Origin of the sequence: Alteromonas sp. MMG017 (assembly GCF_018100795.1) — a bacterium.
GTDB lineage: Bacteria > Pseudomonadota > Gammaproteobacteria > Enterobacterales > Alteromonadaceae > Alteromonas.
The window spans coordinates 154429-170114 of sequence record NZ_JAGJDY010000004.1; the positions used below are offsets into that span (position 1 = coordinate 154429).

The window sequence follows — 15686 nt, forward strand, 5'->3', positions numbered from 1 at the left end:
TTTATGGAGAGATGGCTTCTATTGAGAGGGAATTGCTTGAGAGGGTATAACGCATCGTTTGGCATGCGCTTGCTTTTTAAAAGCTAAAGCGAGAGGTTCATAATAGCACGAAATAGTTGCGCCTTGATATTCTCAACAAGGCGCAACAAAAATTCGTGAATCTATGCGCGACTTTGGAATTTACGCTCTTCGGTATTTACCTTTATCCACTCACCGGTACTGATGTACTCAGGCACTTGAACCACTAGACCAGTCGATAAAGTAGCAGGCTTAGTGCGCGAGGTTGCAGAGGCACCTTTAATAGAAGGATCGGTTTCAGTCACTTCAAGCTCTACACTCATCGGCAAATCTAGCGCCACTGGCACATCGCTTACAATTAACACCTGAATAGACTCGGTCTTTTCATTAATAAACAAAGCTTCATCAGCAATGCTTTCTTTATTTAGGTGGTACGGCGTGTAATCTTCGTTATCGAGGAATACATACTCGTCGCCATCAATGTAAGAAAACATCACAGGGCGACGTACTAGATCAGCCATTTCTAGCATGTCTGAATCTTTGAATGTTTCATCAAACTTAGCGCCGCTAACCACGTCGTACATACGCATGCGATAAATACTACCACCCGCACGGCCCTGAGGTACTGAACGTTCGATGTCTCTAACAATACATGTTTTGCCACCATAAACGATGGTGTGATTCTTTTTAATTTCACTTGCCTTTGGCATGGTCTTACCCTGTTATTAATGGCCTTTAACGATTGGCAGGCCACGTTAATTTATCGCCCTATCTTCCGGTAATTGAGTGTTATAGTCAAAACTATAAACAGTCATAAAATTAATAAATCTATACTTTTAGGCAAAGGAATTCACAATGCCAAAAATAATTACATTTGTGTTACTTCTAACGATTGGTTTTTCCCTTAAAGCTGAAGAGTCTAATTCATTTACGCAGACTTACGCAGTAGCCTCTACCATCATGGACGAGGATAGGCTCTATCATGTATACCTTCCACCTTCATATTACGATAGCAAACAGCGCAGATTTCCCGTTGTATATGTACTCGATGGTGATATTCATCGAACCAGAGCCATTGCCGGCATGCTTGAAGGCTTAAGTACTCAGACATTAGAGCAGCAAGTTGAACAGGCTATTGTGGTAGCGGTACCTAACAGTGCATCGGCAATAAGAGAGCGAGATCTTACCCCAACCAATGTTAACTGGGAATTCAATGGCCGCTTATTGGAAGCCTTCCAAGGGATTGGAAACGCAGATAATTATTTACGCTTTTTTCAAAGTGAGTTAATTCCACAAATAGACGGAAAATTCAGAACATCTAATAAGCGAATACTGGTCGGAGAGTCTTTCGGTGGGCTGTTTGCTGCATACGCGCTGTTAAATAGGCCAGGGGTATTCACTCACTACCTTATTATTGATGCCACTTATTTGTGGGACAATAACTATTTAAATCGCACGCTAACTAACAAGCTTGCACAGGGGAAACAGCCTGAGGGGAACGTGGTTTTTACCTTTGCTAATAACGCCGAATTTGGCGAGATTGGCGAAACAAACTTAGCGTGGGGATATCAGTTTTTCGATAAATTGGACGCCATTCAATCTGACGAACTCACACTGCAGAAACGTTACTTTGACGATGAGTCTCACGGCACAGTTGCATTACCCAGTTGGTATTATGGGTTTAAAGCGTTACTCAAAACCCACCCCGATTAAGCTGAAGCACTATTTAAGATTTAGCCCTTGATTCAACCCTAGTTCTTTTTGTTTTTTCTTAGTCAGCCCTAGGGACACAAGTCGATAAGACTCGTTTAGATAATAGCTAAGCTCTTCGTTGAGATCTTCTACACTTAGTTCAACGCCCCCTTTAAGCTGGTCGGCATCGCTTGCAAATTGCTGGATCCATTTCATGCCCCGAGATGCAAAATAAGGCGCGGGGCGATATCCAGGTTTCTCACTCAAGAAATGGTAGTTAAGATCTGAGGCTTTAAAGATATACGCGGGCTCACCAGACTTACTCAAGCCGCCTATAGCAAATACTTTACCTCCCACCTTCCACACATGGGAGTTATTCCATTGCATCACATAGGTTGTGGCCTTTAGGCTGCCACAATAATGATTAAACTCATCGTAGGTCACTGCTCTACTCTTTATGTTATGGGTCTCGTTTTTATGAATCTCGCCCTTCTTAACTCATACCTTTCATATCAACTTTTTCATTCAGCATGCGTCGTATTTTTCGTGTACATCGTTTTTGTGCCGTTAAAACTATCATACAGGGCTTGATGACTTTGCTTAGAAAAGGTATCCGTTCTATTTTCATATTCCTTTATCCAGTCTATCAACATATCTAAATTCGCATCTTGCGCTTGCTTAGACTCATATTTATGCGGCTCCCAAGGGCGCGCCTTAGCGTTTTCAACACAAAGGGTTATGGGTAAATTTAAGAATATAAGTTCCTCGGCATAAGGCAGTACTTCAGCGAGCAAATCGGAATAACACCCTTCAATAACCCACGATGTATTGTCAGTTAAGAAACTATCTATAAGCACTGTCGACTCACTGATAGGCATACGACTAGGTGGGCTTGTGGCCGAATTTGAGGGCGCCCAGGCCACCGAGTCTAAATCTAAATGCGCGATGTGGTGAACCTTTACCAAGTTCTTGGCCAAGGTCGACTTTCCTGAACCTGAATTACCAAATATCACTATTTTAGTCATAAGCAGCCTTATTGTGTCTTAGCGCTAGCTTTTTACTACTAGCATTTCAGCAACAAAAATACTCCACATTGCTAGAACAGCCAGAAAGTTAAGCATAAAAACAATGCCTCGCAATTTTATGTTCGACGTCATAATTTGCACAGCGCTATGTACTATTCGCCCTACAACAAAGACCCAAGCAAGAGCTACATAAATGGGTTGTAACTCAAGCCCTTTCACTATTAATACAACGCAAATGACATGAAAAAATAACGGCCACTCGAATTGGTTACTTAAATTAGCGCTGATTTTAGATTGAATAGCATCGAATGGACTCGAGCCATCGTCATTGCGGCCTAATCCCCACACCTTAGGCGCTCTTACGAAAGTTAAAAGCATATAAAAGAATGTACATAATAAAACGTGAGCAAACATAGGCACTACTAGGCTATCCATTAGCTAATACTCCCGTTATTTTTTTGGTCTTTTCGCCACGCCATGAAAATGCGTAGGGCTACCATGCATTGTTGGGCCCATTTGAAAATCGACATCGATAATCTCCCCCCTGCCTACCTAGTGAATTCAGGTACTTTTCAACACCGTCGACAGTAATCCCTGTTAAAAAACCACTTCTCTTAGCGTCTGACGAATTTATAATTTTATATTCCCACATAAATTTCATTTTTATTAAGTGCGCGATAATTCTTTTGCAAGGTTGGAGCTTTGGCCTGCTGCTATTATTGTTTAGTGTTGATGTATCGCTCGACCCGCTTTTCTAACGCATCCAAAGGCAATGCGCCAGCACCCAGTACGCTTGAATGGAAGTCGCGAATATCGAAGTTATCACCTAACTTCGCTTGCGCTTTTTCACGTAATTCCAGTATTTTTAGCATACCCATTTTGTATGAAAGCGCCTGCCCTGGGTTTACAAAATAACGCTCTACTTCCGTTTCAATATCTTGTGGCGATAAGGGGGTATTGGTAACAAAATATTCTATAGCTTGTTCTCGCGTCCAGCGTTTGTAATGAATACCGGTATCGGTCACTAGACGAACCGCTCGCCAAAGCTCATTCTGCAAACGGCCAAAATTATGCAGTGGATTTTTATAAAAACCCATCTCAAACGCTAATTGTTCAGCATACAAGGCCCAGCCTTCTATATAAGCCCCTACACCTAAATACTTCCTAAAGCGCGGCAGTCCATCGAGTTCTTGTGCCTGAGCAATTTGAAAATGATGGCCAGGTACACCTTCATGATAAGTTATCGCTTTGAACACATACTTTTGAACACCTGTCATATCGGCCAAATTAGCATAGTAAATTCCCGGGTGGCTTCCATCTAAGCTAGGACGATTATAAAACGCAATAGACGTAGAATTTTCGCGCCAAGGCTCTACTCTACGCACTTCTAAATCCGCTTTTGGCAGTGTATGAAAATATTGTTCTGCTACGGCAAAAATTTCATGGGTTTGCGCTTTTGCATCGGCTAAAAACGCGGCTCGGCCTTCGTCGTTGTTAGCATAAAAATTATTGGGGTCGGTGCGTATAAATTCAAAAAACGCTTGTAGTGTTCCGGTAAATTCAACCTCATCCATTATCTGCTGCATCTGTTGATGAATGCGCGCTACTTCATTTAAACCAATTTCATGAATTTCTTCTGGTGTTAATGACAATGTGGTTTCAGCTTTTACTCGATTAGCGTAATAAGCATCGCCGTCAGGCAATGACCACACACCATCGTTGTTAGCTTGTAATGGCTTTTGCTGTTTCAACGTGGCAAATAAGCTGCTGTAGCCTCTTTTAAATGGCCCTTTAAGGGCGCTACTAACCTCTTCAAGCAATGCATTTTCTTTTGATTCCTCTAAATGCAGTGCGGCTAGTTTTTCTTTGAAGTCAGCATATAAGGGGTGAAGCTTGCTACTACTCGTAACCGGGGCATCTAAAGGTGCGCCTGTTAACATAGCACTCACGTCGTTAATCATTGAATCAAACGAAAATGCAGGCGGTAACACACCAAAGGCTGCACGGTCTTTCATCCTCGTTACAATATCAGCCATGAGTGATTCAAAACCTATAAGCCTTTTTATATACGCCTGTGCACCAGCTTCATTCACAATGCGGTGATTATTTTTAAGCAATGTAATGGCTGAGGTGTATTGACCTCTAAACTGATCAACCACATAACTTTGCTTACGAAAAGCCGCATTTTCAATTTCGTTAGTTAGTTCTCGCTTAAACAAATCAAAATTCAATTTCCCTTCGTCGCTTAAGTCGCCGCGGTCGAATTCGGCAGTTAACTTCGCTAGGTCGACTTTTGTGTTTTCTAACTGCTTTTGAGCAAATACGTCAGAGGTATCGCTCCAGCTAGATTGCGCGCCATTATCAACCCCTAGGTAAGATTGGAAATTTGGGCTTTGTGCCACCAGCCTATCGAAACGCGCCTCTATAAACGCGACAAGACGCTTATCTTCGTGCTGTTTGGAGATTTCCGATTTATCTACAGTAGCTTGCTTTGCATGTTTTGGCGCATCTTCAGGAGCGGGGTTGCAGCCACTTAACGAAATAATGCTCAACCCTACCGCACATACAGCCAATGCCACCGCACTTTTAGAAAGGGCTTTTGTAACGCTACATTTTCTTACCCGCATTCATTCCACTCCCTAAACATCAATATTTGTTATTTTTAATTTCACCTACGACATTAAATCAATCTAATTAGAATGGGTAATAATTTTACTTATTGCTAAAACTTGGAAGTGGAGCGTTCTCCAAGTGATGTTAACAGGTTTACTGAGCACTACCGTACGAGCTCGTTATAGATGGTGTGCTAGGGCAATTGGAACCCTCCACAGCATGGATGCTGTGGCGGAGCGCCCATGGATGGGTTTACCGCGTGTTCCGATTGCCCTAGCACACCATCTATTAAGCGAAAAAAATGAACACCACAAAACCGTTGACTTTTTATTCGGCAAATTAAATACTGCGGGTATGACATTACGCACATTGCAGTTTTTTGCACCGCGCCAAGGTTTGGCGTTAAACACAATTATCCTCCTCGCTATTATTATTAATAATTGGCGGGAAAGTTAGTGCGTACGTAAAACATCACTAAAACCCGCCGCTAAGGCGGGTTTTTCTTAAGTCTGTCTTCGCGGTAAAAACAAACGAGACGACAGCCATGAACAACATCACACAATTATTAGCCCGTTTGCACAACGCGGTAAACGACAACGATCCTGCTTCGGTTAGCGCCTGCTATGGCGATAACGCCAAGGTAGTATCCACACCGCTAAAAGGCACCACTCAGCACGATTGTGTTAGCGCATTACAAACCTTCCAACACAAATACATGCCAGAGCATATCGTTACCACCGGCGATGAAATTGTGATTGAAGCGAGCGATGTGGCGTTAGTCATCGCTAAACTTTACTTAGTGCCAAAAGCCGCTCCACATGCCTTACCTTGTGACGGAAAACGAGCCGTATATGTGATGCAGCGAAACGACAGCGGTGAATGGCGATGCATTATCGATAACTTCTTTGGCACCGACTTACTCGACTTCGCTTAAGGTGTTTAGCGCTCAGCCTCAGTTATCATGTTGTAAAATCAGGCTAATATTGCCAGTAATACGACAAAAAGATACTCGGGCAAGTTACCTTTATTTTGAAGCCGGACGGTTTTGTGTCAAAGTAACGCATCAAAATTTTCATTGGCGAATACAGACTGTTAACGCTAAGCAAGGACTATAAACATGTTTACCACTGCTTCGATTTCTCTTAAGACCGCTCTACGACCTATTGCCGTGTCTTGTTTGGCGCTAAGTGCGCTATCGGCATGTGTTACCACAAATCAGGCTGATACGGCCGCGGCCGCCGCACCAGAAGCGTCGTTTTCTCTATCAAACTCAGTGAAATACCAACGCCAGAGTAAAGAGTATCCACTTCTTAGCGCCTATGTTTACAAACAGGCTACCGCCGCACTGCCTGCGACCTTTGAAAATCAGCAAACGCCTGCCGTGATCGTGCTAGATGTAGATGAAACCGTGCTTGATAACAGCCTTTATCAAGAAGAGCGTGAGTCTAAAGGCTTGGGTTATTCAAGCGAAAGCTGGAATGCATGGATAAAAAGAGAAGAAGCCACTTTGGTTCCCGGTGTAGATAAGTTTCTAGCAACGGTGATTGAAAGAGGTGGAAAGATTGCGCTAATTACTAACCGCGATAAAACCTTAGACAGCCACACTTGGAATAACTTATTGGCTGTGGGCTTACCGCTTACACCAAGCAACACCTGTATTATGGGCAGACTACCTGCCGACAAAGATGCCGTTGATCATAAGTACATTGTGAACGATAAAGACCGTCGTCGTAATGCTGTAAAACAAGGCTCGCCAGCTTGCTCAATAACTAATGACACTGCAATTAAAGGCTGGAACAAACCGCATAATATTATTATGCAAATTGGCGATAACATTGAAGATTTTCAAGGCGTAACGCAGGAAGATGCTTATCTGCCAGCAATACTGCCTGAAGTCGGTACTAGCTTGTTTATTTTACCTAACCCCATGTATGGTTCTTGGTAACTCGCTTTTTGCCACTGCTACCGCATTGTGGCTGTAGCAGTGCTTTTCCACTCCTCAATAGAAATACCTAAACGCAAAATAGACGTTACTAGCGTCTTCAAATTGAGCAAAGAAAGTATGCGGTTCATCACCACTAAATAGGTTTACTCCGCCTCGAACCTGCCACTTATCAGTAGGTGAATAGCTTGCGCTAGCTTTCAAGTAACCATCGTTGTCGGTGGGGGAGTAAAACAAAAAGGTATTGAGGGTGAGGGTTTGTCTTTTCGCCTGCCATGTAATGCGAGTGGTTACCCAATGGCGATACGCTTCTTGCTCATATTCTGGGTAGGGTGAATGGGTCAATAACGCATCATGATGTTGAATGGCTTCGGTATACCACTGCACAGCACCAGTTACATTCGCCATCACTTCTTGGCTGTACCCAAGTAAGAAGCGGCTCTGGGAATTACTCACTGATGGTGACGTACCTTCGCTGTCTTCCACACTCCGATAATACGCATACTCTGCATTTGCAATCCCTTTACCCAAGGGCATAACTACGCTGGCACCAATAGCATTTAAGCGGCTATAGCGCGGAGCACCTAATTCATCAACGGCCGTGGGTTGCTTGGTATAGCCCCGATATCCATATAACGCAGCCTCAATACTCCCGAACGAGCTGCTAAACGTGCGATGCGCCCGCAACGCCACTTCACTACCACTTGGGGTATTAGCGTTAGTTACGGTATACGCTGGCGCAATGTTTTCATTTACTTGGGGGCTGAAAAACGAAAACACCTCTCCCGTAATACCAATATCGGGTTCAAAGTTAGGCGTCACCACAACATCTATATTTATGGCCTCCCAATAACCCGATAGCTTAATGGAGGCACTGGGCGCTTTTAAATACTCATCATCACGGCCTGAGAAAAATGACTGATAATCTTTTGGGAAAAGGTCGTTAAGAAACACATAGTCGCCTGTTCCCCAAGTAAGTACTTGTTGCCCGACTTTTAAGTCAAAAGCATTGCCCCATTCGCCCAAAGCAGCCAGGCTACCTTGCCATGCTAACTCACGTACCTGAAACTCTCGTTGATGTTTAACACCGTCGTACCACGCATCGCCGCGAAAACTGAGTTTAGATGCTGCTAGCGCATAATCGGCGCGCAGTTGCACTCTTGCGTCTCGTAAGGTGCTGCTAGAAGCAATGGCAGCATCATTCGCCACTCGGTTTCCTGCCGCCAGCTCGACAAATCCACTAAAGGTGTAAGCGGTGGCGTTATTGTCCTGCTCGCCCCAGTCTTCGTTGCCCCAACTATCGTCGCTCCAGTTATCGTCGCTCCAGTTATCGTCGCTCCAGCCTTCGTCTTCCCAATCGTCGTCGCTAGCAGGCTCTGAGTTGTCAACTTGTTCAGTTTTGGCAGGCTCGTCTTCCACAGTTTCATTTTTGAGTTCTTGTGAATACGCCAAAAGTGAAACATTTGTTCCCAGAAGCGCTATTGCCAGTAGCGCTAATCCACGTGATTTCTTTCCCCGCATCACGATTACTCCACAAACTCTCGTGGTGGCACGCGTAAACTGCGCTCACTAAATACGCTGTCGGGTAACGCAATATCGTACTGAATACCGCGAAATTCCATTAGGGTGTAGCCGCCTGATGCTAAATCAGACACTTTGCTTCGCACCACAGTCGGGTAGCCTTGAACCGTTTCTACTGATACGGCTTCAACTCGGCGGTAATTATCACCCCCTTTGAAAAAGTTGATTAGCGTGGGCAAATAGGTTTGCTTGTCTATCTCTACTATATAATGGGAAAACTCTACACTACCTAGGTTTTTAGGCGTTGCCCGCAACACATAGTGAGTGTCAGTTGCGTTTTGCATTGTGAAGTTGTCTTCTGACACTGCACGGCCCGACACATCTTCATAGAAAAAATGAGAGCCGACAAACGAGGTGCGTTTATCACCCGCGGCTATTCGCTTCACCAAATCAAGGGCGGGTAAATACAACCACCGATCGTCATCGGTATGAATGTTGGTGTGCTTTTCAACTCTAAATACCGTGCCTTTTACTTCGGTTGGGCGGCTGAAAAAGACCAGCATTTTTTGATCTCCCGTTTCAGTGCCTTCATTGTCTAGCACGTCTTTGCGCAGAATCGTGAATTGGCGCATTTGTTTGCGGTCCTGGCTGTCTACGATAATCATTCGCGCCATCGACTTGCCGTCACTCCCCGCGTAATAGGCGGCTTTTTCTGACTTTGCAATGATACTGGCGATATCCTCTTCAACGGCAGATGCACTAGCACTTCCAAAAATACCTAACACCATCATAGTAGCGGCGAGTATACGAACAGCTGCCTTGCTCACTCTGATGTGAGAAAAAACATAACTAACTTTAGCAATTTGAAGCATTGAATTACGCATATTAAGCTCCTTTAAAAACCCAACGTTTTAGAAATACCATGGCCGCGGGTAAGACCAACAAAGTCACCAAGGCAGATACCGCCATGATACTCGCTAAGAAAACACCTACTGTTATGTAAGGTACCAACGGCGCTAGCAATAAAGGCGTGAAGCCCAGTGCTATTACCAATGCATTGCGCGTTATCGCACTGGCTGGCTCATCGAACATAGCGTCTAATGTGTCTGGCACACTGCCCGTTTCTTTATAAATTTCCCGCGCCCTAGCAAGGAAGTGAATCGCAAAATCGACAGATAACCCCAAGGTGAGCGCCGATAGCACGGCAATAGGCATGTCGTAGTCTTTGCCTACAATGCCAATAAGGCCATAAATAAAGGTAATAGTGATGGTAAGGGGGAGCATGGCAAGCACGCCAAAAACAAAAGAACGAAACAGCAGTACCATCATCACAAACACAATGACAAAAGCGCTAAGCAAACTTTCCAACATGCCTGTTACCATATTTTCCTGCCACACCACATTTAAGTAGGCTTTACCTGCCCAGTCGTAGCTTAGCCCTTGTGGTAATGGATTCTTCGCAAAGTAATCTTCTACAAGCGATATCACATTTGTCATATCTTGGTTATCACCACTGGTAAGCTGCAGCCAAATCAGGGTTTGGCGATAATCAGGCGTAACAAAATGCCACAAGTCTTGCGGACGGTGGGAAGACTGATATTGCATTAAGGTTTGTGCTACGCCTCGGTTGTTGGCGGGTAATGCGTAGTCTGCCTCGTTGCCTGAGCGTAGCTCACGATTCACCACTTTGACGACATCAACCAAAGACTGTGATTTACCAATTAACGGTTGAGTGTCTAGGTAGGCTTGTAACCTTTCAATATGCTTAAGTACTGCGGGCTGCTGGAAGGTATTAGCATTTCCATTTGCCGCATCGACGACTTGCAATAAGCTTTCTAACGCCATTAGTTCGTCATCGTTGAGGTTGCTAAATAACGCATCGTCAATACGCATGGCAAGTTCCGACATTTTGTTAGCGTCGTCGCTCTGGTTTATCGTGGCCTGGGTTTGCTCAACCCATTCATCTAAACTTGAGGGTAATTTCGCCTCGTTTAACACCTTGCTTGCATCAATGCTTTCATTGGTATCGGTAATCACCAGATAGGCATTGTACGTGCCCGCAAACTCTGCATTTAACGCTCTGTCTGCCACTCTTATTTCATGGTCTTTTTTAAACCAACGCACGGGGTTGTCGTTGATATTAATTTGCGTAATACCCCACGCTGATACAAGGGTAATTACACCAAATATAGCAATAATTAACGCTCGGTGGTTCAGCGCAATATAGCGCAGTTTATTAACGGTACGCTTTAGTAAAGTGCTATTACCCTTACTATTGTCTGCCTCTTCGTTTTGATGCAACGCTACTTGAAGCTTGTTTAATGCTGCGGGCGACATTCGAGATATATAAGCAGGAATAAAAGTAAGGGTAATCAAAAATGCCAACAAAATACCAAACCCAATATAAGCGCCAAAGATTTGCACAGGGGGAATAGGCGTTAACATTAAGGAGAAGAAACCTGCTGATGAGGTGAGCGAGGTAAACAGCATGGGCTTAAACAGGTGCTCAACTACTTGAGTGATCACTTTGCCTGCATTCTCACCTGGTTTATAACGGTCGGAAAATTCAGACAATATGTGGACTGAGTCGACTACCGCGATAGGCATTAGAAAGATGGCAATCATGGATGACATGATGTGCACAGTGAACCCCATACCAATGAGAGCACCCATGGTGATGATAACCGTACCCATCGCCACTATCATGGGCGCAGTAATAAGAGACCAATTTCTAAAAAATAGGAACAGAAGAACAAAAATCATGGCACCAGCTGCAGGCGCAGCAATGGCCATTTGCACAAACATTTCTACACCAAATTGATCTTCGGCCACAGGTAACCCTGTGATGTGCCATTGGCCAGTGGTGTCAACATTCGCTAAATAAGCGCGAATATCTTGGGCAATGCGATAACTTTCATTTTTATCGGCAATGGGAATATAGATAGCAGCAGCATTGCCTGAAGAGGCAGCGAGTGTGTCGTATAGTAAGGGCAACCTTTCGATAGAATCTTGTAGTTGTGCACTCGCGCTTGCGGTTTCAGGAGGGCTGGCCATTAGCCATGAAAACTCCAGACTACCGTCACTACTTTGCTTGATGTTGTCTACCGTTGAAAACGACATGACGTCTTGGCCAATAACACCCTCTATGGCAAGCACATGATTAGTCACTTTGTGAATGGCCGCCAAGTTTTCTGGCGTGTATATGCCACCTTTGCCCTCGTCGTCTTTGGCCCCGTCTCCTTTGGCAAAATTATCCACCACCAGACCAACCACTATTGCATCGTACATGGAGAAGGTTTGCTTTACCTCATTGTGAAAGGTGCGAGCACTATGAGATTCGGCCAACATGTTTTCGGGGTCGGTATCAATCTGAATCAGGCGCATTTGAAAAGCGGCAAATGCCGTTAAAACGGCGAGAAAAAAATAAACCCATCGCCCTTTGTGCGTGCTTACATGCAAAAGCACATCGATTGCTAATTTCATATCAAAAACCTCAACATATTAGATTTTTATTATATTTATGGTTTGTTCAGTAAACAAGCACATTTTTAGGCAAAGTAACTTTAGGTGTAATTTTGCATGTACATGTCGGTAAGAAACGACATAGCAGTAGGAAAAATTTTCCCACCCATTTTCTTAAACATACGCTTATAAAGTGCCAACGTGTAGAAATAAAGAAAATAATAGATATATATCAATTATTTACAAATTAATTAAAATTATCTTAATCCTTGGCACAAGTTTAGCATTAATTAGACTAACGGATAACAACAGATGTAAACATGATGCTAGGAAGGCATACCGTTACCACGAAGGTAACCATGGCATTACAGACTTTATCTGCGCAGGCTGACAACATCGGACGTAAAAGGAAATTCGTCGGCCAAGGATGCAAGGATTGATAGCAAGGTTAACGTCGCTCTGTTGTTTATCGGAAAGTTAAATACGTTTAACACCAACACGGATGTTGAAAAGGGATACGCCTTAATGGCGAGCAAGGTTGACATTGATGTCGACAAAGCAATCACCACGGAGTGGGTTGATTCGCTTAAGGAAGTTGTTGACGTGAATGACCGATTATCTGTTTTTGCGCCAGTTGAGTGTGATGGTGACTTGGATTAAGTCGTAAAGGCCTGCAGGATGCAGAGTTGCAAACGCTATTATCGCGATTGCTGCTGGATACCCACATCACTGGCACAGACATTGATGTCCATGTGCAACAAAGGATTGTAACCTATTTGGCTCTGTTGACCCGGCATTATGCCTTCAGCAATGGCCATATTGAGGAACACTAGTAATGTCATCGATATTATTAGTGTGCTGTCACCCGACAGCATGCCTCTCCCCTCTAAGGCCCTTCCCGGCCTTTTATATACCTCTGATTTTGGCCCGCCTTTGGCGGGCATTTTTTTGCGTGTAGCTTTATGTACTTACTTATTTTTTATTCCTTGCCCTTCTTTTGAAAACAATGAGATATAAGGTCAAAGAAACCCTAAAAATCATTGTTCCAAAGTTTTTTTATTTATTTTTCTATTTTGCTGAACTTTTCTTTATTTCCCCACTCTTACTAATACATGGAGTCATTTAGTGTGTTGGCTTTGTGAAGTGTAAATGTGTTTTCCAAGTTATGTTGTGTTTTTCTTAAGGGGCTCTTTAGCCCCTTTCTTTTTGCCTGTAATAAAATCCTCTCTCGCGTATTACTACCTACTTTTCTAAAAACCAGAATTATTAGCTAACCTGAATCCTGTTTAAGAAAATGAAATTGCTGCCCGCAAAAAAAACGGTCGCTTCCGTCAAGCCTTGCATAGCGCCGTCTGTTAATTGCTTATTTCGGCAGCAACGACTGATATCTCTACAAGCAACGCTTCACGAGCCATATTACCGGTCACACATGCTCTAGCCCGAGCATAACCTTCAGGAATCCAGTTGTCCCAGACATCGTTTATCTTTACAAAATCATCCATAGTTTTAAGATAAATAGTGGCTGAAAGCATGTGCTTTCGGTCGCTACCAGCCTGAATAAGCAGGCTGTCCACTTTGTCCAGCATGGTTTGAGTTTGATGAGTGATGTCCTTGGTCGTATCGGCACACAATTGCTCGCATAAATAGATAGCGCCATTGTGCTTTACAACGCGACTCATGCGCTACTTAGTTTCCATTCTTTTAATACCGTGATTTGCGCCTGTAATAAGCGCCTCAAAGAGAAACAAAGCGAGTGGCGCTTAAGCAGCCACTCCTGTTAAGGGCACAATTGCAAAGCTACAGTTTCAACATGCTATAATCAGAAAGGATTGTACCTGTTCTTGTCCTTACCAAATAAGTGCGTTTGTCATCAGGGTTTACCTTCAATGAAAGCTCACCGGCCATTTCATCAATCGTAAACTTACCGTCACCGACATAAATAAGCGCATATTTTTTAGGCCGTTGAGCCATTATCATCATGCCTGAAATATACAGATTTCCACCTTCTGCTGTCACAACGGCAGGCTCTTTCAAAAACGCAAAGGGCTGCTTGTATTCTCCTACCCACTGAGATACTAGCGCTTGAGGTAAAGGCGAGTTATCCGGCTTTAAAGGCATTGATTGCGACCAGCCTAATTGCTCAATAGTCGTTTTCCTGATGGTGTCGATCACCGGCATACGCGCACCGTTACCACCATTCCCTAAGATCACAAGCGCCCGGCCGCCTTCCATAGTCGCTCTCATCTCTCCTCCTGTGCCAGTATTTGAGCCGCCATGTGAAAACCAATCCAGATTACCGTCAGCGTCACCTCTAAACCAACCGGCACTCATTCCATTCACAGTACTGAGGGTGTGAATTTGGGTGGTCATAGCTGCCACCTTAGGTGAAATTACGCGAGTGGGTTTACCCGCTAATGCCATCTGATAATCAATTAGAAAGTTGGTTAAGTCTGAAGGTGTAGACCACATACCCGAAGGCGCAATTTGTGGGCAAATCGGCAGCCCGGTTTTTATGACTTGCTGATCGTCGTCATGTACCTTGGCAACATTAGCAGGAAACTCTGGGTTACCTGGTTGATACATAGTGGTGTGGGTCATGTTCAGAGGGTCAAACAGCATGGTTTTGGCAAGTTGCTGTAGTGTTTTCTGAGTCGTGTCTTCAATAGCAGCTTGTACCACCACATATCCGCCGCCACTGTAATCCCACTTTTCTCCTACTGGAGCTTGAACGTGCACTGGCTTGTCGTACCGTGGTAAATTTTTTCCGTTTAAGGTGTCCATTAACGTAGGGATGTTGTCGTCACCCTGGTAAAAATCAGCATAACCACTTTGACTAGTGCCCGCAGTGTGAGTTAATAAATCGCGGATGGTAACCTGGCGCTCTTGGGTAAAGTCAGTTTCCGCTAATTGCCAACGGGTAAGATAGTGATTAACGGGCATATCCCAGTCGATAACACCTTTTTCCGCCAACATGGCTGCAATAGTGGCAGTTACCGGTTTAGACATTGAGGCAGTAGAAAAAGCGGTTTCGGCATCAATGAGGTCACCAGTACCAACGCTTTTTTCACCGGCAACATGCCGTGCCACTATTTGATAATTATCGACAATGGCCACACTCACGCCAGTGAGTTTATGTTCATTGAGCAGTTCGTGATAATTGATTCCCAATTGCTGCTCAGTGATGTGCTGCTCTGACATGGTTTTGGCGACCACGTGAGAAGGGGGCGTTAAGTTAAATAACACACTTAAAACAAGAACGGGTAAACAGGGTTTATACATATCAATCGCCTCATGGGTAGGTAATGAGGCATCTATGTTATTGCGTTCACAGTTTGTCAGATCATATTCTGCACCAACTGCTCGATAAGCCCTACCAACTGCTCAAATAAGCTTATAGACTCTTGTTATACTTG

Annotated in this window: 15 protein-coding genes; 4 read left to right on the plus strand and 11 right to left on the minus strand. The window is 44.0% G+C overall.

All coding sequences use genetic code 11. The features are described 5' to 3' along the window. Positions 1 to 161 precede the first annotated feature (161 nt). Positions 162 to 728: an elongation factor P-like protein YeiP gene (gene yeiP, locus J8L84_RS07490; RefSeq protein WP_013786447.1), complete on the minus strand. Its 567-nt coding sequence runs from the start codon at positions 726 to 728 to the stop codon at positions 162 to 164. A gap of 145 nt (positions 729 to 873) precedes the next feature. Between yeiP and J8L84_RS07495 the strand changes: the two genes are divergently transcribed. Next, the gene (locus J8L84_RS07495; protein WP_211070140.1) at positions 874 to 1731 is read left to right on the plus strand and encodes an alpha/beta hydrolase-fold protein; all 858 of its coding nucleotides are present in this window, start codon (positions 874 to 876) and stop codon (positions 1729 to 1731) included. A gap of 9 nt (positions 1732 to 1740) precedes the next feature. On the opposite strand, the gene J8L84_RS07500 is transcribed toward J8L84_RS07495, so the two are convergent. The 4 genes from J8L84_RS07500 to J8L84_RS07515 all read right to left on the minus strand — a co-directional run bounded on the left by J8L84_RS07500 (position 1741) and on the right by J8L84_RS07515 (position 5362). Then, complete coding sequence (locus tag J8L84_RS07500; RefSeq protein WP_211070141.1) at positions 1741 to 2154, minus strand: MmcQ/YjbR family DNA-binding protein; 414 nt, start codon at positions 2152 to 2154, stop codon at positions 1741 to 1743. A 77-nt stretch (positions 2155 to 2231) separates the two neighbouring features. Then, positions 2232 to 2735, minus strand: coding sequence for an AAA family ATPase (locus J8L84_RS07505; RefSeq protein WP_211070142.1), 504 nt, complete (start codon positions 2733 to 2735; stop codon positions 2232 to 2234). Between the two features lie 24 nt (positions 2736 to 2759). Next, positions 2760 to 3170, minus strand: coding sequence for an MAPEG family protein (locus J8L84_RS07510; protein ID WP_211070143.1), 411 nt, complete (start codon positions 3168 to 3170; stop codon positions 2760 to 2762). Between the two features lie 281 nt (positions 3171 to 3451). Then, the gene (locus J8L84_RS07515) at positions 3452 to 5362 is read right to left on the minus strand and encodes a DUF885 domain-containing protein (RefSeq protein ID WP_211070144.1); all 1911 of its coding nucleotides are present in this window, start codon (positions 5360 to 5362) and stop codon (positions 3452 to 3454) included. A 530-nt stretch (positions 5363 to 5892) separates the two neighbouring features. On the opposite strand from J8L84_RS07515, the gene J8L84_RS07520 reads away from it, so the two are divergent. Next, positions 5893 to 6282: a DUF4440 domain-containing protein gene (locus tag J8L84_RS07520; RefSeq protein WP_211070145.1), complete on the plus strand. Its 390-nt coding sequence runs from the start codon at positions 5893 to 5895 to the stop codon at positions 6280 to 6282. A gap of 183 nt (positions 6283 to 6465) precedes the next feature. Next, positions 6466 to 7293 carry an HAD family acid phosphatase gene (locus J8L84_RS07525; RefSeq protein ID WP_211070146.1) on the plus strand — a complete coding sequence of 276 codons (828 nt, stop codon included), beginning with the start codon at positions 6466 to 6468 and terminating at the stop codon, positions 7291 to 7293. Positions 7294 to 7347: 54 nt separating this feature from the next. On the opposite strand, the gene J8L84_RS07530 is transcribed toward J8L84_RS07525, so the two are convergent. From J8L84_RS07530 to J8L84_RS07540, 3 genes are read right to left on the minus strand one after another with little or no spacing between them, the layout of a single operon-like run. Next, positions 7348 to 8811: a hypothetical protein gene (locus J8L84_RS07530; RefSeq protein WP_247670655.1), complete on the minus strand. Its 1464-nt coding sequence runs from the start codon at positions 8809 to 8811 to the stop codon at positions 7348 to 7350. A 5-nt stretch (positions 8812 to 8816) separates the two neighbouring features. Beyond that, positions 8817 to 9695: an outer membrane lipoprotein-sorting protein gene (locus J8L84_RS07535; RefSeq protein ID WP_211070148.1), complete on the minus strand. Its 879-nt coding sequence runs from the start codon at positions 9693 to 9695 to the stop codon at positions 8817 to 8819. Position 9696: 1 nt separating this feature from the next. Next, complete coding sequence (locus J8L84_RS07540) at positions 9697 to 12294, minus strand: MMPL family transporter (protein ID WP_211070149.1); 2598 nt, start codon at positions 12292 to 12294, stop codon at positions 9697 to 9699. Between the two features lie 504 nt (positions 12295 to 12798). Between J8L84_RS07540 and J8L84_RS20560 the strand changes: the two genes are divergently transcribed. Further along, positions 12799 to 12933 carry a hypothetical protein gene (locus J8L84_RS20560; RefSeq protein ID WP_282100410.1) on the plus strand — a complete coding sequence of 45 codons (135 nt, stop codon included), beginning with the start codon at positions 12799 to 12801 and terminating at the stop codon, positions 12931 to 12933. 38 nt (positions 12934 to 12971) lie between these two features. On the opposite strand, the gene J8L84_RS07545 is transcribed toward J8L84_RS20560, so the two are convergent. The 3 genes from J8L84_RS07545 to J8L84_RS07555 all read right to left on the minus strand — a co-directional run bounded on the left by J8L84_RS07545 (position 12972) and on the right by J8L84_RS07555 (position 15552). Beyond that, positions 12972 to 13148, minus strand: a complete 177-nt coding sequence (locus tag J8L84_RS07545) for a hypothetical protein (RefSeq protein ID WP_156454654.1) — start codon at positions 13146 to 13148, stop codon at positions 12972 to 12974. Between the two features lie 480 nt (positions 13149 to 13628). Beyond that, the gene (locus J8L84_RS07550; RefSeq protein WP_247670637.1) at positions 13629 to 13952 is read right to left on the minus strand and encodes a RidA family protein; all 324 of its coding nucleotides are present in this window, start codon (positions 13950 to 13952) and stop codon (positions 13629 to 13631) included. A 118-nt stretch (positions 13953 to 14070) separates the two neighbouring features. After that, the gene (locus tag J8L84_RS07555) at positions 14071 to 15552 is read right to left on the minus strand and encodes a serine hydrolase domain-containing protein (RefSeq protein ID WP_211070150.1); all 1482 of its coding nucleotides are present in this window, start codon (positions 15550 to 15552) and stop codon (positions 14071 to 14073) included. Positions 15553 to 15686: the final 134 nt, after the last annotated feature.

Bases quoted from the DNA above. Each gene is read 5' to 3' on its own strand.
- J8L84_RS07545 (WP_156454654.1), bottom strand. From the start codon at position 13,148: ATGCTGTCGGGTGACAGCACACTAATAATATCGATGACATTACTAGTG.
- J8L84_RS07535 (WP_211070148.1), bottom strand. From the start codon at position 9,695: ATGCGTAATTCAATGCTTCAAATTGCTAAAGTTAGTTATGTTTTTTCT.
- J8L84_RS07550 (WP_247670637.1), bottom strand. From the start codon at position 13,952: ATGAGTCGCGTTGTAAAGCACAATGGCGCTATCTATTTATGCGAGCAA.
- J8L84_RS07520 (WP_211070145.1), top strand. From the start codon at position 5,893: ATGAACAACATCACACAATTATTAGCCCGTTTGCACAACGCGGTAAAC.
- J8L84_RS07505 (WP_211070142.1), bottom strand. From the start codon at position 2,735: ATGACTAAAATAGTGATATTTGGTAATTCAGGTTCAGGAAAGTCGACC.
- yeiP (WP_013786447.1), bottom strand. From the start codon at position 728: ATGCCAAAGGCAAGTGAAATTAAAAAGAATCACACCATCGTTTATGGT.
- J8L84_RS07510 (WP_211070143.1), bottom strand. From the start codon at position 3,170: ATGGATAGCCTAGTAGTGCCTATGTTTGCTCACGTTTTATTATGTACA.
- J8L84_RS07495 (WP_211070140.1), top strand. From the start codon at position 874: ATGCCAAAAATAATTACATTTGTGTTACTTCTAACGATTGGTTTTTCC.
- J8L84_RS20560 (WP_282100410.1), top strand. From the start codon at position 12,799: ATGGCGAGCAAGGTTGACATTGATGTCGACAAAGCAATCACCACGGAG.
- J8L84_RS07515 (WP_211070144.1), bottom strand. From the start codon at position 5,362: ATGCGGGTAAGAAAATGTAGCGTTACAAAAGCCCTTTCTAAAAGTGCG.
- J8L84_RS07525 (WP_211070146.1), top strand. From the start codon at position 6,466: ATGTTTACCACTGCTTCGATTTCTCTTAAGACCGCTCTACGACCTATT.
- J8L84_RS07540 (WP_211070149.1), bottom strand. From the start codon at position 12,294: ATGAAATTAGCAATCGATGTGCTTTTGCATGTAAGCACGCACAAAGGG.
- J8L84_RS07555 (WP_211070150.1), bottom strand. From the start codon at position 15,552: ATGTATAAACCCTGTTTACCCGTTCTTGTTTTAAGTGTGTTATTTAAC.
- J8L84_RS07530 (WP_247670655.1), bottom strand. From the start codon at position 8,811: ATGCGGGGAAAGAAATCACGTGGATTAGCGCTACTGGCAATAGCGCTT.